This is a genomic window from Mycobacterium sp. (genome assembly GCF_032161845.1).
Classification (GTDB): Bacteria; Actinomycetota; Actinomycetes; order Mycobacteriales; family Mycobacteriaceae; genus Mycobacterium.
On the sequence record NZ_JAVRQA010000106.1, the window covers coordinates 1 to 15,849 of the forward strand.

General features: G+C 65.7%; 20 protein-coding genes. 9 read left to right on the top strand and 11 right to left on the bottom strand.

The genetic code is table 11. The features are described from left to right. The first annotated feature begins 471 nt into the window (after positions 1 to 471). From QOD90_RS06420 to QOD90_RS06440, 5 genes are all read left to right on the top strand, one after another. Positions 472 to 939 (top strand): hypothetical protein, encoded by a 468-nt coding sequence (locus tag QOD90_RS06420; RefSeq protein WP_526347805.1) that lies wholly within the window; start codon positions 472 to 474, stop codon positions 937 to 939. Further along, the gene (locus tag QOD90_RS06425) at positions 936 to 1,289 is read left to right on the top strand and encodes a helix-turn-helix domain-containing protein (RefSeq protein WP_526347807.1); all 354 of its coding nucleotides are present in this window, start codon (positions 936 to 938) and stop codon (positions 1,287 to 1,289) included. Before QOD90_RS06420 ends, QOD90_RS06425 begins: the two co-directional genes overlap by 4 nt. A gap of 308 nt (positions 1,290 to 1,597) precedes the next feature. Next, positions 1,598 to 2,413 (top strand): SDR family NAD(P)-dependent oxidoreductase, encoded by an 816-nt coding sequence (locus QOD90_RS06430; RefSeq protein WP_526347809.1) that lies wholly within the window; start codon positions 1,598 to 1,600, stop codon positions 2,411 to 2,413. A gap of 2 nt (positions 2,414 to 2,415) precedes the next feature. Next, positions 2,416 to 3,093, top strand: a complete 678-nt coding sequence (locus QOD90_RS06435; protein ID WP_526347811.1) for a TetR/AcrR family transcriptional regulator — start codon at positions 2,416 to 2,418, stop codon at positions 3,091 to 3,093. Beyond that, positions 3,090 to 3,587: a hypothetical protein gene (locus QOD90_RS06440; protein ID WP_526347813.1), complete on the top strand. Its 498-nt coding sequence runs from the start codon at positions 3,090 to 3,092 to the stop codon at positions 3,585 to 3,587. Before QOD90_RS06435 ends, QOD90_RS06440 begins: the two co-directional genes overlap by 4 nt. On the opposite strand, the gene QOD90_RS06445 is transcribed toward QOD90_RS06440, so the two are convergent. The 6 genes from QOD90_RS06445 to mug form a co-directional block, all read right to left on the bottom strand. Further along, positions 3,539 to 4,681: an FAD-dependent oxidoreductase gene (locus QOD90_RS06445; protein ID WP_526347815.1), complete on the bottom strand. Its 1,143-nt coding sequence runs from the start codon at positions 4,679 to 4,681 to the stop codon at positions 3,539 to 3,541. The genes QOD90_RS06440 and QOD90_RS06445 overlap by 49 nt on opposite strands. A 3-nt stretch (positions 4,682 to 4,684) precedes the next feature. Then, positions 4,685 to 5,488, bottom strand: coding sequence for an SDR family NAD(P)-dependent oxidoreductase (locus QOD90_RS06450; protein ID WP_526347817.1), 804 nt, complete (start codon positions 5,486 to 5,488; stop codon positions 4,685 to 4,687). After that, positions 5,485 to 6,567 carry an NAD(P)H-dependent amine dehydrogenase family protein gene (locus tag QOD90_RS06455; protein WP_526347841.1) on the bottom strand — a complete coding sequence of 361 codons (1,083 nt, stop codon included), beginning with the start codon at positions 6,565 to 6,567 and terminating at the stop codon, positions 5,485 to 5,487. The genes QOD90_RS06450 and QOD90_RS06455 overlap by 4 nt, the downstream gene beginning before the upstream one ends. 185 nt (positions 6,568 to 6,752) lie before the next feature. Then, positions 6,753 to 7,508, bottom strand: coding sequence for an SDR family NAD(P)-dependent oxidoreductase (locus QOD90_RS06460; RefSeq protein ID WP_526347819.1), 756 nt, complete (start codon positions 7,506 to 7,508; stop codon positions 6,753 to 6,755). Between the two features lie 87 nt (positions 7,509 to 7,595). Then, on the bottom strand, positions 7,596 to 8,438 hold the full coding sequence (locus tag QOD90_RS06465; protein ID WP_526347821.1) for an alpha/beta fold hydrolase: 843 nt from the start codon (positions 8,436 to 8,438) through the stop codon (positions 7,596 to 7,598). Between the two features lie 16 nt (positions 8,439 to 8,454). Further along, the gene (mug, locus tag QOD90_RS06470) at positions 8,455 to 8,979 is read right to left on the bottom strand and encodes a G/U mismatch-specific DNA glycosylase (protein ID WP_526347823.1); all 525 of its coding nucleotides are present in this window, start codon (positions 8,977 to 8,979) and stop codon (positions 8,455 to 8,457) included. Positions 8,980 to 9,186: 207 nt separating this feature from the next. Here mug and QOD90_RS06475 point away from each other — a divergent pair, with 207 nt between their 5' ends. From QOD90_RS06475 to QOD90_RS06485, 3 genes are all read left to right on the top strand, one after another. After that, positions 9,187 to 10,824: a long-chain fatty acid--CoA ligase gene (locus tag QOD90_RS06475; RefSeq protein ID WP_526347843.1), complete on the top strand. Its 1,638-nt coding sequence runs from the start codon at positions 9,187 to 9,189 to the stop codon at positions 10,822 to 10,824. An 88-nt stretch (positions 10,825 to 10,912) separates the two neighbouring features. Next, positions 10,913 to 11,545 (top strand): FKBP-type peptidyl-prolyl cis-trans isomerase, encoded by a 633-nt coding sequence (locus tag QOD90_RS06480; RefSeq protein ID WP_526347825.1) that lies wholly within the window; start codon positions 10,913 to 10,915, stop codon positions 11,543 to 11,545. 21 nt (positions 11,546 to 11,566) lie between these two features. After that, on the top strand, positions 11,567 to 11,830 hold the full coding sequence (locus QOD90_RS06485) for a YdeI/OmpD-associated family protein (RefSeq protein ID WP_526347827.1): 264 nt from the start codon (positions 11,567 to 11,569) through the stop codon (positions 11,828 to 11,830). 33 nt (positions 11,831 to 11,863) lie between these two features. Here QOD90_RS06485 and QOD90_RS06490 read toward each other — a convergent pair whose 3' ends face one another. The 3 genes from QOD90_RS06490 to QOD90_RS06500 form a co-directional block, all read right to left on the bottom strand. Further along, positions 11,864 to 12,460 carry a hypothetical protein gene (locus QOD90_RS06490; protein WP_526347829.1) on the bottom strand — a complete coding sequence of 199 codons (597 nt, stop codon included), beginning with the start codon at positions 12,458 to 12,460 and terminating at the stop codon, positions 11,864 to 11,866. 119 nt (positions 12,461 to 12,579) lie between these two features. Beyond that, complete coding sequence (hslR, locus tag QOD90_RS06495; protein WP_526347831.1) at positions 12,580 to 12,945, bottom strand: Hsp15 family ribosome-associated heat shock protein; 366 nt, start codon at positions 12,943 to 12,945, stop codon at positions 12,580 to 12,582. Between the two features lie 8 nt (positions 12,946 to 12,953). Further along, entirely contained in the window at positions 12,954 to 13,922 is a 969-nt protein-coding gene (locus QOD90_RS06500) for a GlxA family transcriptional regulator (protein ID WP_526347833.1), read from the bottom strand. Positions 13,923 to 13,992: 70 nt separating this feature from the next. Between QOD90_RS06500 and QOD90_RS06505 the strand changes: the two genes are divergently transcribed. Beyond that, positions 13,993 to 14,136 carry a hypothetical protein gene (locus tag QOD90_RS06505; protein ID WP_526347835.1) on the top strand — a complete coding sequence of 48 codons (144 nt, stop codon included), beginning with the start codon at positions 13,993 to 13,995 and terminating at the stop codon, positions 14,134 to 14,136. Between the two features lie 110 nt (positions 14,137 to 14,246). On the opposite strand, the gene QOD90_RS06510 is transcribed toward QOD90_RS06505, so the two are convergent. Continuing rightward, positions 14,247 to 15,101, bottom strand: a complete 855-nt coding sequence (locus tag QOD90_RS06510; protein ID WP_526347837.1) for an LmeA family phospholipid-binding protein — start codon at positions 15,099 to 15,101, stop codon at positions 14,247 to 14,249. Between the two features lie 187 nt (positions 15,102 to 15,288). Beyond that, the coding region (locus QOD90_RS06515; protein ID WP_526347839.1) for a dimethylarginine dimethylaminohydrolase family protein at positions 15,289 to 15,849 on the bottom strand (561 nt) is incomplete at its 5' end.

A 15,849-nucleotide genomic window follows, 5' to 3' on the forward strand; every position in this document is an offset into this window, starting at 1 on the left:
GGCCAGCCCGGAGCGAGCGTTCAGACGAAGACGATGTTCACCCCGGCAGATTCCGCGAGCTGCATCGACGCGGTTCTCGAGGGTCTCAAGCTGCCTACAACTCGGCATTCGCTCTCTACCCGCTGGCGAGTTCGTCCGCCGACGAGGTTTCGTTAGAGGAGGTATTCGAAGCCGCCAGCGAATCCATCGAATGCAAGAAGGCGCTAGATGCCGTCAAGGCGGAAGCCGCAGAGAAGAAGCCTGGCTCATCGATCGAGGACGAAGACTTCCGTCGAAGCACATTGGCGGCCAGTCCGATCCAGCGACCATCCAATGGCTTCATGGACGGCCTACGTCGACTCGGAAAGATCGCCACGAAGGTGAGGTAGCAACCAATCACGGTGTCACCGTCGCTGGTAGCCGGGGCGCCCTTGACTTTCCGATAAGGAAAGTGGGACTCTGACTTTCCACATAGGAAAGTGAGGTATCGCCATGGAGGGTCAGATCACGCCGGACGAGGCCCGCGCCGCCCTCGATGCGACTGAACGGGCCCGACGTCAAGTGGCCGCGGAGGTCGGGCTGCCCCGCGGTTACTGGTGGGCATTGGCGGCAGGCTGGGTCGCGCTGGGCGTGATCGGCGACGTCGGGCCAATGTGGCTAGTCACGGTGGCGACGTTGGGCTTCGGCATGGGCCACTCAGTGCTCGCGTCGAGGTTGCTCGACGGGCGGCGCCGGACGGATCGATTGCAGGTCAGCGCGATCGTCGCCGGTCGTCGTACCGCGGTGACCGTGGTCGGCATGTTGGTCCTTCTGGTCGGCGTCACCATCGGTACGGCGATGGCGCTCGACGCCGATGGTGCCGGTCACCCAGGCATCTGGGCCGCGGTGTTCGTGGCAGTCATCGTCGGGTTCGGAGGACCGGAGATTTTGCGCGTCCTGCGTCACGGAGCTCGGGCGTGACGAAGGCGCGCTTCGATGAGTTGATCCATCCCAGCACCCGACTCTCCTTGGTCGCGACACTAGCCGCGGCCGATTGGGCTGAGTTCGCCTTCCTCAAGGAACAGCTGGGAATGTCCGACTCGGCACTGTCCAAGCAACTCGCGACGCTCGACGAGGCTGGCTACGTAACGACCGAACGCCGCCTCAGTGGCGGCCGCCGAAAGATGTACGCGCGGTTGACGATCATTGGCCGCGATGCCTTCGATGGCCACGTCGCGGCCTTGGAGGCGATCGTCGCCGGGGCGAAACCTATGCCTTCCGAACATGTTTCGAATCCACCGGTTACCCCAACGGGAGCAGTGTCACCGTGAACTGGTGAGCCAGCTGACCCGGGTCACTTGACGCCAGTGCCTCCCCCATCACCGACGCCGCCGGCTCCACTATCCGCACCCGAGGCGCCGGAGCCCGAGGGGCCCGTCGCCGCGCATCACGCCTGGCACGCGAACGCGGATACCCCCCGGCGTTGGATCACCACGACCACCCCTGACCGTCAATAGTGGACGGGTATGGTCGCAGTGACAATAACATTCAGAACAACAGTGAAATTGAACTTGACAGTAACTCTCATTGTCTCAAGACTGTGGTCTGCAGGCATGACGGCCCGTTCTGGTGAGAGGCAATGCACGTGATCCTCGAGAACTTCGCCATCACCGACAAGGTCGCCATCGTCACGGGCGCAGGGCTCGGCATCGGGCGCAGCATCGCAATCGGGTTGGCCGAGGCGGGTGCGGACGTCGTCGTCGCGGCGCGCACGACGACGGACCTCGACGAAGTCGTGGCGCGTGTCGAGGAGACCGGCAGGCGGGCCGTTGCGGTGCGGACTGACGTGATGGAGTCAGACCAGCTCGATCACCTGGTGGCCGAGACCTTGCGCGTGTTCGGTCGTCTCGACATCTTGATCAACAACGCTGGAGGTACGGCACCGAAACCGGCGATGATGACCTCGGAAGGCTTCCTCCATTCCGCCGTCCACTTCAACGCCATCGCACCGTTTCTGCTGACCAAGGTTGCCGCGCAGGCGATGGTGGACACGGCGGGGGGCGGCAGTGTCGTCAACATCTCCTCGCGCGTCGCCGACATGGTGCTCACCTCCTTCGTCGCCCACGGAGTCGGCAAGGCGGCCCTGACGCACATGACCAAGAATCTGGCTGCGGAGTTCGCTCCACTGGTGCGCATCAACGCCATCGGTGCCGGGGCCATTGACACCCGAGCGCTCGCGACCGTGATGCAAGATGAGCAGATGCGCCGCGATTTCCTGGCTCGCACCCCCATGGGGCGCGCCGGAAGACCCGAGGACATCGCCTGCGCCGCCCTCTACCTGGCATCCCCGGCGTCGTCCTGGGTTACGGGCACCATCCTCAACGTCGACGGTGGCTCCAGTGTCCCCGCCGTGCAGATTCCCGTTCCACCGCTGGCACCACGAACAACGAGGTGAGCATGACCATCGCGCAGAACGAGCCCGGGCAGCCAACGGGCAACGCATCGATTCCGCTGCGCGAGCGGCAACGCAACGCGCTCCGCACCGACATTCAGCAGGCCGCTCTGCGGCTGTTCGCTGCACACGGTTTCGACAACGTCACCACCGAAGCGATAGCCGAAGCGGTTGGCATTTCGCCGAGTACCTTCTTTCGGCACGTACCGAGCAAGGAGTACCTCTTGCTCGGCGCGACCCAGCGCGGCCGCGCGCAGGTCGTCGCCAACTTTCGCGCACGTCCGCCGGACGAGGACATCGCCGACTCCATCGCTGCGGCAATCCTTACTCGCACTTCGCAATTCGTGGACGACGACGAGACGCTCGAACTGTGGCGTCGGGCGATGGCCTCGGCGCCGGCGGAGATGCGGCGAGCCTCCGTCCTCAATCGCGAAGACTGCGACGAACTCATCAGCGCCGTCTCGACACGCCTCGGCAACGACGACATCGCCGCTGACATCCAGGCTGGAGTGTTGGTGCGCGCGGCCGTCGCTGCGGTCGAGTACGCGTACGAGTGGTGGCTCGCCCACGATCAGAGTGAGTCCCTGCACGCCCTCACCGAGCGGGCCCTCCACCTGGTGACCCGCGGGCCCGCTACGCCGGTGCGGCGCGGCACGCGTCGGCGAGCGCGCGAATCTTCATGACGTCCAGCACAATCGTCCGGAGCCGACTCGATTACGTCCTGCTCCCAGCCTTCATCCTCGGCATCATCAACGCCGTTGCGTTGAGCCTGCCGGAAGGGCTCGGACTGCCCATCGCCCCTGACAGCCCATGGCCGGTGTTGCGTTGGTTGCACACGTGGGCGGTCGAGCAGGAACCGCAGCATCTCGTCATGCCACCCACGTTGCAGGCCTCGCTGCTCTACGACGCCTTCGTCCAACTCCCGCTGCTGGTCGTGCTCACCATCGGGGTATGGAAGCTCAAGTCATGGCCGTGGCTGCGTCCCCTGGCCCTGGTCTACGCGGTCAGTGCCACGATGAACATGTACTTCTACTTCATGCAGACATTCCTCGGACCAGACAGCCCCCCGCACCTCTGGACGTACCTGCCGATGAACCTGCCTTGGTCCATCGTGCCGATACTGGTGGCCTACCGCTTCTGGCCATATACCGACGAAGCTCGGCGAACACCGCGATAGAACCCGCGCCGAACCACCCACGGCAGCAGGACCCGGTGAATCACCCAGGCCGGAATCTGAATCCCGCGACCGTCAGGCGCGATGAACAGGAGGCCGTCGTCCTGGACGCCGAGCACTGACCCCCAACGGGATCGCGACGCCCGATACTCCTTGAGCGGCCTGCCAGCCAGATAGGCGCGAATATTGCTGGCCAGCAAGCCATCTGCGCGGTTGCGGGCCGTGGAACGCAATGGATCGGTAGCGGCGACGTCGCCGATGGCGAAGACCTCGGGGCGCACGGACGACTGAAGGGTGGGGCCGACTTCGACGAAGCCGTGCTCATCGAGCAGCGTGTCGGGCAGCCAGCTGGTGTTGGGCCGGACCTTGCCGATCGCCCACACGACCGCGTCAGCCGCCGCCGGGTGTTGTCCGGTACTCCACTGGACGGGGTGGTGGGTGATCTCGTCGCACGCGAACCCGTCCGGCACGACCGCCCGGTGTCCCGGATGGAGTCCGACGCCGAGTCCGATGAGTCGGCTGCGCACCTGACTCCAGGCGCGTGGATGGTGCTCGACGATCGCTTGCCGCCCAGGAAAGTACAGGTCGATCTTCTTGTCCGGCCAACGAATTCGCAGGTTGGCTGCAGCGCTGACCGCTGCCGCTCCCCCGCCGATGACGCTCACCGATGCCGCGGCGGCAACGGCTTGGTGATGCGATCGGATGTCGGCGTCGACGTCCTCCCGCGACTGCAGGTCTGACGTGCGCCAGAAGCCGTTCGTCACTCCGGTCGAGATCACCAGGACGTCGTACGCCTCGACGGTGACGTCGCCGTCGGCGAGTCGGACGATGACCTCGCGCGCATCGAGGTCGACCCTGGTGAGTACCCCATGCACCCGGCGTACGCCATCGAGCCGTCGGTAGCGGGCGAAGTCGACGCGGTTGTCACGGGCCCAATCGTCGGGGCGCGCCAATCGCACTCCCAATTCCTGCCCGCTCACCAGCTCGGGCTTCGCCGAGATTCCGACAACGCTGGCGTGACGGGCGAGATGGATCGCGGTGAGGACACCGATGTCACCCAGACCGGCGACGAGAACCCTTGGCGTTCCAGTTTTCACGCGTCAACGACTCGGGCGTAACTTTGGCGCCGGGACGTCCATGGCCGGTCGCTCGCAGCCGCCATCGACGTGAAGCAACTTGCCAGTGACCCACGCCGACGCCGCTGAGGCCAGATAGAGCGCCGCACAAGCAATGTCCTTCGGCGTGCCCGGGCGACCCATCGGGGTATTGGCTTCGAACTGTGCCCGTAGCTCGTCGTTGGTGAGGACAACGTCCAGGCCTTGGGTCGCAACGCCGCCGACGACGATCGCATTCACCCGAACCAATGGCGCGAACTCGCCAGCAAGGTTGCGCGTCATCTGATTGAGTGCGGCCTTGCCCGCACCGTAGGCGGCGAACGAGCTCAGCACCATGTCCGAGGAGCGGGAGGAGATGTTGACGATCGATCCGCTGCCCGCCGTGTCCACCATCGCCTGAGCGGCGAGCTGGCTCATCAGGAACGGCGCGGTGACGTTGAACTTCAGCGCCATGTCGAAGAACTGCTCCGACGTCGTCATCGCAGACCGCGGCCCCGTACCGCCAGCGTTGTTGACGAGCACGTCCAGACGTCCGAAATGCTCTGTTGCAGAATCGATTAGCCGACGGCGATCATCGGCGACCAGGACGTCCGTGACGACGGCAAGAGCTCTGCCGCCAGCCTCCTCGACGCGCGCGACGACGTCGGTGAGGTCGGACTCGGTACGCGCCCCGATCACGACAGTTGCGCCGGCCTCGGCGAGGCCAAGCGCGATCCCGCGCCCGATGCCCTGGCCGGCGCCGGTGACGACTGCGACGCGACCGTCGAGCCGGAACTCGTCGAGGATCACTTGGTGCGCCCCAAACCGAACTGTGGTGCTGCACGGCCGGCCAGCAGGGGCAGATCGAGGTACGTCTTGATTCCGGGGTCGGCGTCGACGACGTACGGAACCGCGCTGACACAGTGATTGGCCGTGGCGACGACGCCGGGGTTGCGAACCAGTCCCTCCGCGATGGTCTCGGGCTGCAGGCCCTTGAAGGTGAGCAAGACGTCGGGGTCACCACTGATCTCGACTTCGAAACGCTCCCCCTGTGGGCCGAAGCTCCAGGCGGGGTCGAAATGTTCCTCCCCCATGAACCAGTTGACGCTCGCGGTGACGACCGGCGTGCCGTCCACGAGTGCACGCCAATGGAACCTTCGAGCCGCGACCTGTCCGGGCGCTATCACGCCGACCGGTGCGTCGATCGGCTTGGTGGCGACGGCGACCTCCTGCAGCGCCTCGAGTTCGGGATCGACGTCGAAACCCATCTCGGTCACTATCATTCGCACGGACGCCTTGAACCCCGCGGCCAGCAAGTCGACGATAGGTCCAGCCATCGCTTCCTCGGGTGGCACGCCGAACCCCATGATGTGGCGCACGACGTCAGGGGCGTTGTAGGTGCGGATGTCACTGAACTCCTCTGCCCGTACGTGCGTCACCCGCGCGCTCAGGGCCGAGACCATGAGTGGAAACCGCTCCGTGATGCCGCCCGGGTGAATGCCGGTGCCGTGCAGGGTGCTTGCTCCGTCGGCACAGGCGTCGAGGATCGCCGTGCAGTTCTCGAGGTCGGGGTAAACCCAGCCGACGGGCGTGACCACGTTCTTGCCCGAGCGAAGAAGTGCAATCACCTCGTCCTCGTTGGGAAGGAGCGGGCTGTAGACCACGCAGTCGGCGTCGAGAGCGAGGATGTCGTCCACGCTGGTCGTCGCGATGACGCCGATCGGGTCGAGGCCGAGCAATTCGCCGACGTCCTTGTTGTGCTTGCTCTCCGAGTGCACCCAGGTGCCCACCAGTTCGAGGTCGGGATGGGCGAGCACCCCCTCGATCGCCGCTCTACCAACGCCGCCAGTCGCCCACTGCACCACTCGAATCGCCATGGGGTCATTCAAGCCGCGAGTGAGAGTCACTGTCAAGATAGAAGGTGCTATCAACAACGATGCGAGCCGGTGCTCCCATCAGCTGCGCCGTTCGCGCTGCGCGACGTAGCGCCAATAGGACTCCAGCGCCTCCACTTCTCGTTCAGTGAACTCGGCCATCGTCTCCCTTGACTTTGGTTGGGTGAGTGAAGGTTTGACTAGGCGAAGAAGGAGCCGCCGCCGTCGACTGAGAGGGTGCAGCCGGTGATGAACGAGGCGTCCGGCCCTGCGAGGAAGACGGCCGCGCGTCCCACGTCGGCTTCGGGGTCGGCCGTCCGCGGGATCGACAACTGCCGATAGAGGGCATCGAGTCGTCCGGGCCGTTCCGCGAGATCTGCCTCGGCGCTTGGGCTGAGCGCAAAGGGAACGAGGGCGTTGACCGTGATGCCCTTGCGGCCCCACTCGCGGGCCGCCGCGCGGGTGAGGCCACCGACGGCGGCCTTGGCGGCAACGTAGGCGCCATACCCAACCATGGCTTGGTTCTCGGTGCCCGACCGCAGGTTGATGACACGCCCACCGTCCTGCAGATGCGGAAAGCACGCCCGCATGAACCAGAACGACGCGAAGGGCCCACTGGCGAAGGAAACCAAGAATTGTTCGTCGTCGAGGTCTTGCATCGGAATTCCGACCCTGGCGTCCACCGCGTTGTTCACCAGGATGTCCACGCTGCCGAGGGCCTCGACGACCGAAGCCACACAGGCGTTCACCTCGTCTGAGTTACTCACGTCGCAGATGCGGTACAGCGCATTGCCGCCCAGGTCCTCGATGAGAGTTACTGTCGCCGCTGCAGTTTCGCCGTTGCGGTCGACCACGGCGATCGCCGCACCCTCTCTTGCCATCGCCAGTGCGATGCCGCGGCCGACGCCCTGCCCAGCACCCGTAATCAGAGCGACCTTGCGGTCGAGAATGCCCATCGCCCGAACGTACCCACTGTGACAGTGACTATCAAGATACAAGTTGGCGTCATTTTCTGGTGTGCTTCCTAGCCATGGCGGTGAGCGTTAGAAGAGCTCCGGCGTCGGCGGCGGACGGTCATCGAGAAATGCGCTCACCATCGGCACGAGCACCTCCGACTCCCCCGCCAGACCAATGTGCGACATCGCTGGCAGAACCACCAACCGCGCGGCCGGGACCCCGCGCAAGGTTCCCGCCGCCGCTGCCCCCTCATCGCCCCCGCCGCGAAGCTTGAACATCGCCAGCGCATGTTCGGGCTTCACGCCGTCCGCATCGCCGACGATCACCATCGTCTTCGCGGAGATCGACCGCATCTCCTCGTCGCTGATGTCTTGGTCGTTGATGTTCAAGTGCTTCATCTTCTCGAGGTAGGCGTCGAACGCCTTGGCGTCCGGCGTGTGCGCCAGGAACGCGTCCGTGACGGGCGTACCGGCGAACGCGTCGGCGCCGAGGCTCCCGATGGCGTCGAACACCGACGGGTACCAGCCGTCCTTCCGATACGTGGCCGACATCGAGACCAGCTTGTTCACCAGCGACTCGTGCCGGATAGCGAGCTGGAGTGCAACCCCGCCGCCCTGTGAGTAACCCATCACATCCGCACGCTCCACGCCCAAGGCGCGCAGCAGGGCCGCGGCATCGTCGGCGAACTGCTCGTATGACATCTGCCGCGAGGTATCCGGCGTACGGCCATGTCCTTGTTGATCGAACACGATCACGGCGCGCTCGCGTGCGAAGGCGTCCGCCCACCCGCCCATTGAGTCCGTTGCCATGAACGCGCCAGGAATCAACAGCAACGGAGGCTTCGACGCACCGAGAGAGCCGTACACCTCGTAGTAGAGGTTCAGCCCGTTGACGGGCAAGTAACCACTGCGCGACTGCTTCGTTCCCATCACTTCTGCCCTCCGTTCACAAGGACCTGTTTGGGGATCCCACATTGGTGCGAAGCTCGGAGTAGGCCACCACGAGCTGATCCATCGTGAAGCGCCGGTTGAGACCGCTCGGGTTCGGAAGAGCCCAGGCATCGGCGCCCGCGAACCCGACTGGTTGTCGTCCCCAACCCATCTTCGGCACCCCCATCATGGCCGTCAGTGCCCGCTTGCCAAGGAAGGCGATGGCACCAGGTTGGTACCTTCGAATCTTCGCCTCGAACGCGGGCCGGGCCCGCCGGAACTCCTCCGTCGAGACGTCGTCGGCCTTCGGGGTCGGTCGCATTACGACGGCGGTGATGCCGCAGTGATAGTTCAGCAGCTGGCGTTCGTCCTCGGGCCGCAACCGTTTGTCGGTGAAGCCGGCGAGGTGCAGCAGCTGCCAGAAGCGGTTGGTCCCATTCGAGAAGTTGTGGCCATCGGCTGCGGCAGTGGATGCCGGGTTGATTCCGCAGAAGACGACGTCGAGCCCGTCGGCGAGGATGTCGGGTTCGTACGCAGTCACGGCTCAACCCTCGATCTCCTGACGGGCGCCGTCAACCTCGTTCGCGCAACCACCGATACAACGCAGGACAACCTCCCTGGACATCACACCTAGTCAGCGGGTTCAGCTCGGCGCTGCCTGGGAGCTGCGGTATCGCCCCGGAAGTGTCGCGAAGGTGTCACGATGTTTGCCAGAGTCGTCGGGGGACGGCATCTTGGGGGGCACGTCATGTTCGGACTGATGCAGGATCGACCGCTGCTCATCTCGTCGCTGATCGAGCATGCGGCGACGTTCCATCCGGAGACCGAGATCGTCTCGCGATTGCCCGAGGGAAGAGTTCACCGCACCACGTGGCGCGGGGTACGCGACGATGCCAGGCGAATCGCCAACGGCCTGGCCCAGCTCGGCGTCGGGAGCGGCGACCGCGTCGGCACGCTGGCCTGGAACAGCCACCGCCATCTCGCGTTGTACTTCGGCGTATCCGGGGCGGGCGCGGTGTTGCACACGGTGAACCCACGCCTGTTCCCCGAGCAGATCGAGTACATCGTCAACCACGCCGAGGATCAGGTGCTGCTGTTCGACGTCGACTTCGCGCCGGTCGTCGACAAGCTGGCACCGCGCCTGAGAACCGTCAAGACGTTCGTCGCCCTCTGCGGACGCGATCAGTTGCCGACGCTCGACGTGCCGAATCTGCTCGCCTTCGACGACTTCATCGCCGAGCAGAGTAGTGAGTTCACCTGGCCGGAATTCGACGAGCGGACCGCGTCGTCGCTTTGCTATACCTCGGGCACGACGGGCAATCCAAAGGGCGTGCTCTACTCGCATCGCTCCACGGTCCTGCACTCGCTGATGGAACTTGCGCCGGACACCTTCGGGATCAACTCCAGCACGGCCTTGATGCTCGTCGTACCGATGTTCCACGCCAACGCATGGGGCGCGCCGTATGCCGCCGCGATGGTCGGCTCCAAGCTGGTGCTGCCGGGTCCGTTCCTCGATGGCCAGAGCGTCTACGAGCTCATGCGCGATGAGCGGGTCACCTTCTCCATGGGCGTGCCCACCGTGTGGATGATGTTGTTCGGCTACCTGGACGAGCATCCCGAAATCGATCCGCGGACATTGGCGCTCGCGTCGGTCGGCATCGGCGGCTCGGCGATGTCGCGCGCGATGCTGGAACGCTTCGAGAACGACTTCGGTGTCGAGGTCCTCCAGGGTTGGGGAATGACCGAAACCAGCCCGATCGGCGCCATCGGCAGGCTGCTGCCCAAACACGCTGAAAACTCGGGCGACGATCTGGTCAAGGTCAAGCTCAAGCAGGGTCGCGGCGTCTGGGGAGTTGACCTCAAGATCATCGACGACGACGGCAACCCGCTTCCCTGGGACGGCAAGGCGTTTGGTCACCTGCACGTGCGCGGGCCGTGGATCACCAGTGGCTACTTCAAGGCCGAAGGCGGTACGCCGCTCGACGCGGAGGGCTACTTCGGCACCGGTGACGTCGCGACCATCGACCCCGACGGTTACGTCCAGCTCGTCGACCGCGCCAAGGACGTCATCAAATCGGGCGGCGAGTGGATCTCCTCCATCGACGTGGAGAACGCCGCGATGGGCCACCCCGGCGTCGCCGAGGCGGCGGTGATCGGAGTGTCGCATCCGAAGTGGCAGGAGCGGCCGCTGCTTCTGGTCGTCGGCCGCCCCGGCCACCACGTCGACCGGGACGAGGTGCTCTCGTATCTGAGCGAGCGGGTCGCGAAGTGGTGGCTACCCGACGACGTGGTGTTCGTGCCCGAGTTGCCGCACACCGCGACCGGCAAGCTGCTGAAGAAGGCCCTGCGCGACGAGTACTGCGACTACCGGCTGCCGACGGCCTGAGCGCGACAGCTCGCGCCACTGGCCCTGGCGAGTAACGCCAGATCGCGCCGCCGCTGGCGGCCGCTACGGCGGCTGTAGCGTGGCGACCGTGAATTCATCTCGCTTGACTCCCTCTCTCGCCTTCGTGGCATGTGCCGCGCCGCTCGTCGTGATGCTTGCCGGGTGCGGCTCCGACGCGGACGCCACACCGGGCTCGTCCTCGGCCGCAGCATCCAGTTCCTCCGTCGTTGCTGCACCAAGCCCGTCCGCCGTCGCCGATACGGCGTCGTGCCCAACGGCAGTGCCGACCGGCGGCGCGCCCGAGTGGACGCTGACCGGAACGAGCGGCAATGTGGCCGTCACCGGATCGACGGACACGGCTGCCCCGCAGGTCAAGGTCGACGGGCCGTTCAGCGTCGGTGAAACTCAGGTTCACACTCTGAAGGCCGGCGACGGGCCAGTCGTCGGGGACACCGCGACGGTCTCCGTCTGCTACATGGGCGTCAACGGACGTGACGGCAGCGTGTTCGACAGCAGTTACGAACGGGGAGAGGCTGCGGAATTCCCACTCGACAGAGTCGTGCCGGGCTTCCAGAAGGCCATCGCGGGACAGCACGTCGGGTCGACGGTCGCCGTTGCCATGGCCTCTGCCGACGGCTACCCCGACGGTCAGCCAAGCGCCGGCATCCAGAAGGGCGACACGCTCGTCTTCGCGATCAAAGTTCTTGGCATCACGGGCTGAGTGAACGATTAGCCTGACCCCGTGGGTGGCCAACGAGTGCCCGGCGGCGTGGTGCACGAGTTGCCTGCTGACCTGCGCAAGGCGCTGATCGCGAACGGCACGGCGCTCACTGCCTGGAAGGACATCACGCCCTTGGCTCGCAATGAGTTCATTTGTTGGGTCGAGGATGCCAAGCAGGACAAGACCAGGGAACGCCGCATCCGTCGCACTCAGGAAGAACTCGAGGAAGGCCAGCGCCGACCGTGCTGCTGGCCGGGGTGCAAGCACCGCAACACTGCCGGTTGAACGGCTACGCTGCGGCCCGCTCAGGCTGAGTTACTACCCCGCAGGCGCAGGCAGGATCACCGGTGGTGCCGCCGGATCGGCGGGCGCCGCGGGCGGCGCTTCGAATCCGGGGGGCGGCGGGCCGTTCAGTGGGTAATAGCCGGGCGGTAGCGCGGGCCCACCAGAGTTGGGCGGAGCTTGAGTCGAGACGGTGTCGGACTCGGGGAAGTTCACCGATTTGAATCCTGGCGGCAGCGGTGGCGGTGGGCCTGCACCGGGAGGTGGGGCACCCCCAGCCGGCAAGCCATCGGGGGAATCACCGAGGTTGTACGGATCCTTGGCCTGATGCCAGGCATCCCTGAGGAAGCCCAACGGCCCCGAGCCGGTCCCGTACTGGGGGTTGGCGATCTCTGGCACCACGGGGGCACCAACTGGTGGAGGTGCCGGCGGAGCCACAGGTGCGTCGGCCGCCTCGGCCACGGGCTGGCCAGGAGGAGGCGGAGCGTCCGGAGCCCCTGGTACCGGCGTGTATGGCGCCACTGGATCGGCACCGGCGTGGCCGGCCATGGCCAGGGCACTGCCGGCGATCATCACGCCCGCGAACACGATCTTCGCGGCGTTTGCGGCGGTGACGCGCTGTCCATCAGTCATGTATCCCGGTTGTCCTCTCTGGTGGTGGCCGCGTTCACCCTCCATTGGAGTGGGTCGCGGCGCACGGCCATCGTCCCACACATCGACTTTGCGCGACCCGACATCGATGTTGGGTGAGCTCAGCCCTGGCTCGCCCGCCATTTGTCCAGCGCACGACGGTCCCGCTTCGTCGGCCGCCCGGCGCCCCGATCGCGGAACGCCACCGGCACGTCAACCACCGGCGGCGGCGCGGGCGTGTGATCGAGGAAGCACGTCACGGCGTCGGCTGCACCCACTCTCTTCTGGATGACCCGCACCACCTCGACGATCCGCGTCCTCTCCCCCAGTCGGGCCCGCACCTCGTCACCGGGCGACACCGTCGTGGAAGGCTTGGCCGGCCGATCGTTGATTCGCACGTGTCCGCCCCGGCAGGCCGCAGCGGCGTCCGGTCTTGTCTTCGTCAGCCGGACCGCCCACAACCAGCTGTCCACGCGGGTCGACTCCACGACAACCATCATGCCCGGCCCGTGAAGCTGGCGCGGTACTCGCTGGGTGTCGTGCGCAGCGTGCGGACGAAGTGGTGCCGATAGGTCACCGGTGAGTCGAAGCCGACCCGTGCGGCGATCTGCTCGATCGACAGTGATGAGGACTCCAAGAGTGCCAGGCTCGCCTGAATGCGTTGCGCGATGAGCCATTTGATCGGGGTGGTCCCGGTCGACTTGGCGAACCTCCGGAGGTAACTTCGCCGTGACAGTGCTGACTGCGCGGCCAATTCGTCGAGCGTGATCGGCGAGTCCAGATTCGCCAGGGCCCAAGCCATTCCGGCCGCGATCTGGCCGTCGGTCGTTGGTTCCGGCACCGGGGACTCGATGTACTGGGCCTGTCCCCCGGCGCGGTGCGGCGCGACCACCATCCGTCGCGCGACGTCGTTGGCGATTCGGGCGCCGTGATCGGCGCGCACGACGTGGAGGCACAGGTCAAGGCCCGCAGCACATCCTGCGCTGGTGAGCACGTTGCCGCCGTCGACGTACAGCGGTGTCGGATCGACGTCGACCTCGGGATAACGCTCCTGCAGGAGGTCCACGTAGATCCAGTGGGTCGTGGCCGACCGGCCATCGAGCACTCCCGCCGCGGCAAGCGCGAACGCACCCGAGCAGATGGACACCAGCCGCGAACCTCGCTCGTGCGCAGCCTGAATCGCTTCGACGACGGCGGGCGAGGTCGGCTCGGTAACGTCTCGAACGCTGGGAATGACGACCGTATCGGCGGCGGCCAGATCGGCCAGCCCGTACGACGTCCGCACCGTCGCGCCGCCCACCATTCGAACTTCGGGCTGCTCGGAACACAGCTTGACCGAGTACCACGGTCTTGAGATGCCCGCAGAGAACATCTCCGAGAATTCGGTGATCCCGAAGATCTCTGAAGCCAGACCAGACTCGAAGCCCGACATTCCGTCGTAGGCCAGGATCGCCACCGAATGCATGTCACTATCTTATCGAATATCGGCCTTAGTGCCACTGTTGATCGGGCCATCTGCCGACGATGATTGAAACATGTTGTACAAACGACCATCTCGCAGGCAGCGGATCGTCAGCAGCCACGCGTTTCATAAGTTCGCCGACTTCGCCGCAGGAATCCACGTCGCCAACGGGCTCGCCCACGGCGTGCAACCGCCCAAGGGCTCGCGGGCTCGTTAGCGCCACCACGGTGGGCGAAGATCGGTGCGAGCGAATTTCGGATCAATTGGCTTACGCTGGAATGGGATTCGCCGACAGGCCAACGCCGGACGTGCTAGGCCATCGACCGCTCACAGCCGAGCGAAGCACGCGTCGGCGTCGTCCTGAGGAATCGACGCGTTCTGCGTGGAGAACGTTCCGACCACGCCCGTGTCGGTCACCGCCACGCTGTCGGCGTGAATGCCGAGCGGGTACTGAGCGTTCAACTTCGCGGTGAGCCCGTCGAGAGCGGTCTGCACGGTGTCCTTCGCCAGCGGGCCTGCGACGTCGACCACCTCCAAGCCGAGGTCGCCGTTGGCCACCACCGGTTTGGCGGTCACCGTGATGCTTCCGGCCTCCAGGTTGAGCGTGCCCGCCGCCGGGTCGGTCGTCACCCCGGTGACCAGATTGCCCACACCGGGAAGGTTGGCCGCGACGGTGTCCTTGATGCCCGCGGCCGTCCACGTCAGCGTGGCGTTGAGAGAACCGATGGTCCCCTTCGAATCCGACGTGCCGTGCAACCGAACATCCGACACGGACACGTCGGCCTGCATTCCCTTCGCGTCCTGTACCTGATTCCCGTCGGTGGACACCGAGATGTTCGTGTAGTGGCCAGTGAGGTGCTGCCAAAGGAAGGGTGGATTGACCCCGAACGAGACGGTCGCCCCGTCCTTGACGACGCATTCGGCGATCTCCACCAAGATGCCGTCAACGCGATGGCGCGCGTACAGCTCGGTTCCGGCAAGCCCGCCGACGATGACCGCCACCACGATGATGGCGACGAGGGACAGCGACAGCGGATCACGGAGCCAGGAGCGGCGCGGCTTCTTGGCGGCCTGCGGCTGCGGTTCCCGACCAGTGCGCGGAGGTGGCCCGATCGGCGGAGGACCGATCTCAGGAGGTGGACCAGAAGTCCTGTGCGGCAGCCGAATTCGCTCAGTGGGCACCGCATCGCTTGGACGCTGCCGCGCTCGGAACTGCTGCGTCGGTGGTTCAGGTGGCGGGGGGCGAGGAATCCGTCGTGTCGGAGCGTCAGGGCGGACTGGTTCGCCGCGGTCGCCCGGTCGCTGCGGGCCCTGCGGCGGTGTCGTCACGCATACGATTGTGCCTCAACGGCGCGATGTCATGGCCGGCTCAGCGAACCCGCACGCTCAGGCACGTCACGCAGCCCTCGAGCTTCTCGTATTCCGAGACGTCAACGGGTTCCAATCGGTAGCCGCGGTCGGTCAACCACGCGGCCGTCTCCGGCGCCCTCGAACTCATCAGCAAGTGGTCGTCATCGAGGATGACCACGTGTGCGCCCGGTTCCTCGGATACGGCGACGAAGGACGGAAACAGTCCAGGGTCGTCCACGACGGGCTCGTATCCGATGATGGTGCCGTCGGGTAGTGCCGTGACCGCGCTCTTCAGATGCAGCGCCTTGGTCAGAGGAACTGCCACGACGGTGTATCCGCGGGGGGTCAGGATCTGTGCCAGCTGCTCGATCGCCGACGCGTTGGTGGTGCCGCTGAGGCCGACGTACACCTGGGAACCGACCTTCAGCACGTCACCGCCGTCGAGTGTTCCCTCGGTGATCGCTGCAACATCGAGTCCCAGTTCATCGATGGTTCGTTGGACCGCAACGATTTCCGGATTGCGTGCCGGTTGACGAGGATTGGTGATGACCGCGAGGTCGCCGAACATCACGACGGCGTC

Excerpts from the sequence above, each read along its gene's own strand:
- QOD90_RS06420 (WP_526347805.1), top strand. The coding sequence starts at position 472 with ATGGAGGGTCAGATCACGCCGGACGAGGCCCGCGCCGCCCTCGATGCG.
- QOD90_RS06430 (WP_526347809.1), top strand. The coding sequence starts at position 1,598 with ATGCACGTGATCCTCGAGAACTTCGCCATCACCGACAAGGTCGCCATC.
- QOD90_RS06435 (WP_526347811.1), top strand. The coding sequence starts at position 2,416 with ATGACCATCGCGCAGAACGAGCCCGGGCAGCCAACGGGCAACGCATCG.
- QOD90_RS06440 (WP_526347813.1), top strand. The coding sequence starts at position 3,090 with ATGACGTCCAGCACAATCGTCCGGAGCCGACTCGATTACGTCCTGCTC.
- QOD90_RS06460 (WP_526347819.1), bottom strand. The coding sequence starts at position 7,508 with ATGGGCATTCTCGACCGCAAGGTCGCTCTGATTACGGGTGCTGGGCAG.
- QOD90_RS06465 (WP_526347821.1), bottom strand. The coding sequence starts at position 8,438 with ATGGGAACGAAGCAGTCGCGCAGTGGTTACTTGCCCGTCAACGGGCTG.
- QOD90_RS06475 (WP_526347843.1), top strand. The coding sequence starts at position 9,187 with ATGTTCGGACTGATGCAGGATCGACCGCTGCTCATCTCGTCGCTGATC.
- QOD90_RS06490 (WP_526347829.1), bottom strand. The coding sequence starts at position 12,460 with ATGACTGATGGACAGCGCGTCACCGCCGCAAACGCCGCGAAGATCGTG.
- QOD90_RS06500 (WP_526347833.1), bottom strand. The coding sequence starts at position 13,922 with ATGCATTCGGTGGCGATCCTGGCCTACGACGGAATGTCGGGCTTCGAG.
- QOD90_RS06505 (WP_526347835.1), top strand. The coding sequence starts at position 13,993 with ATGTTGTACAAACGACCATCTCGCAGGCAGCGGATCGTCAGCAGCCAC.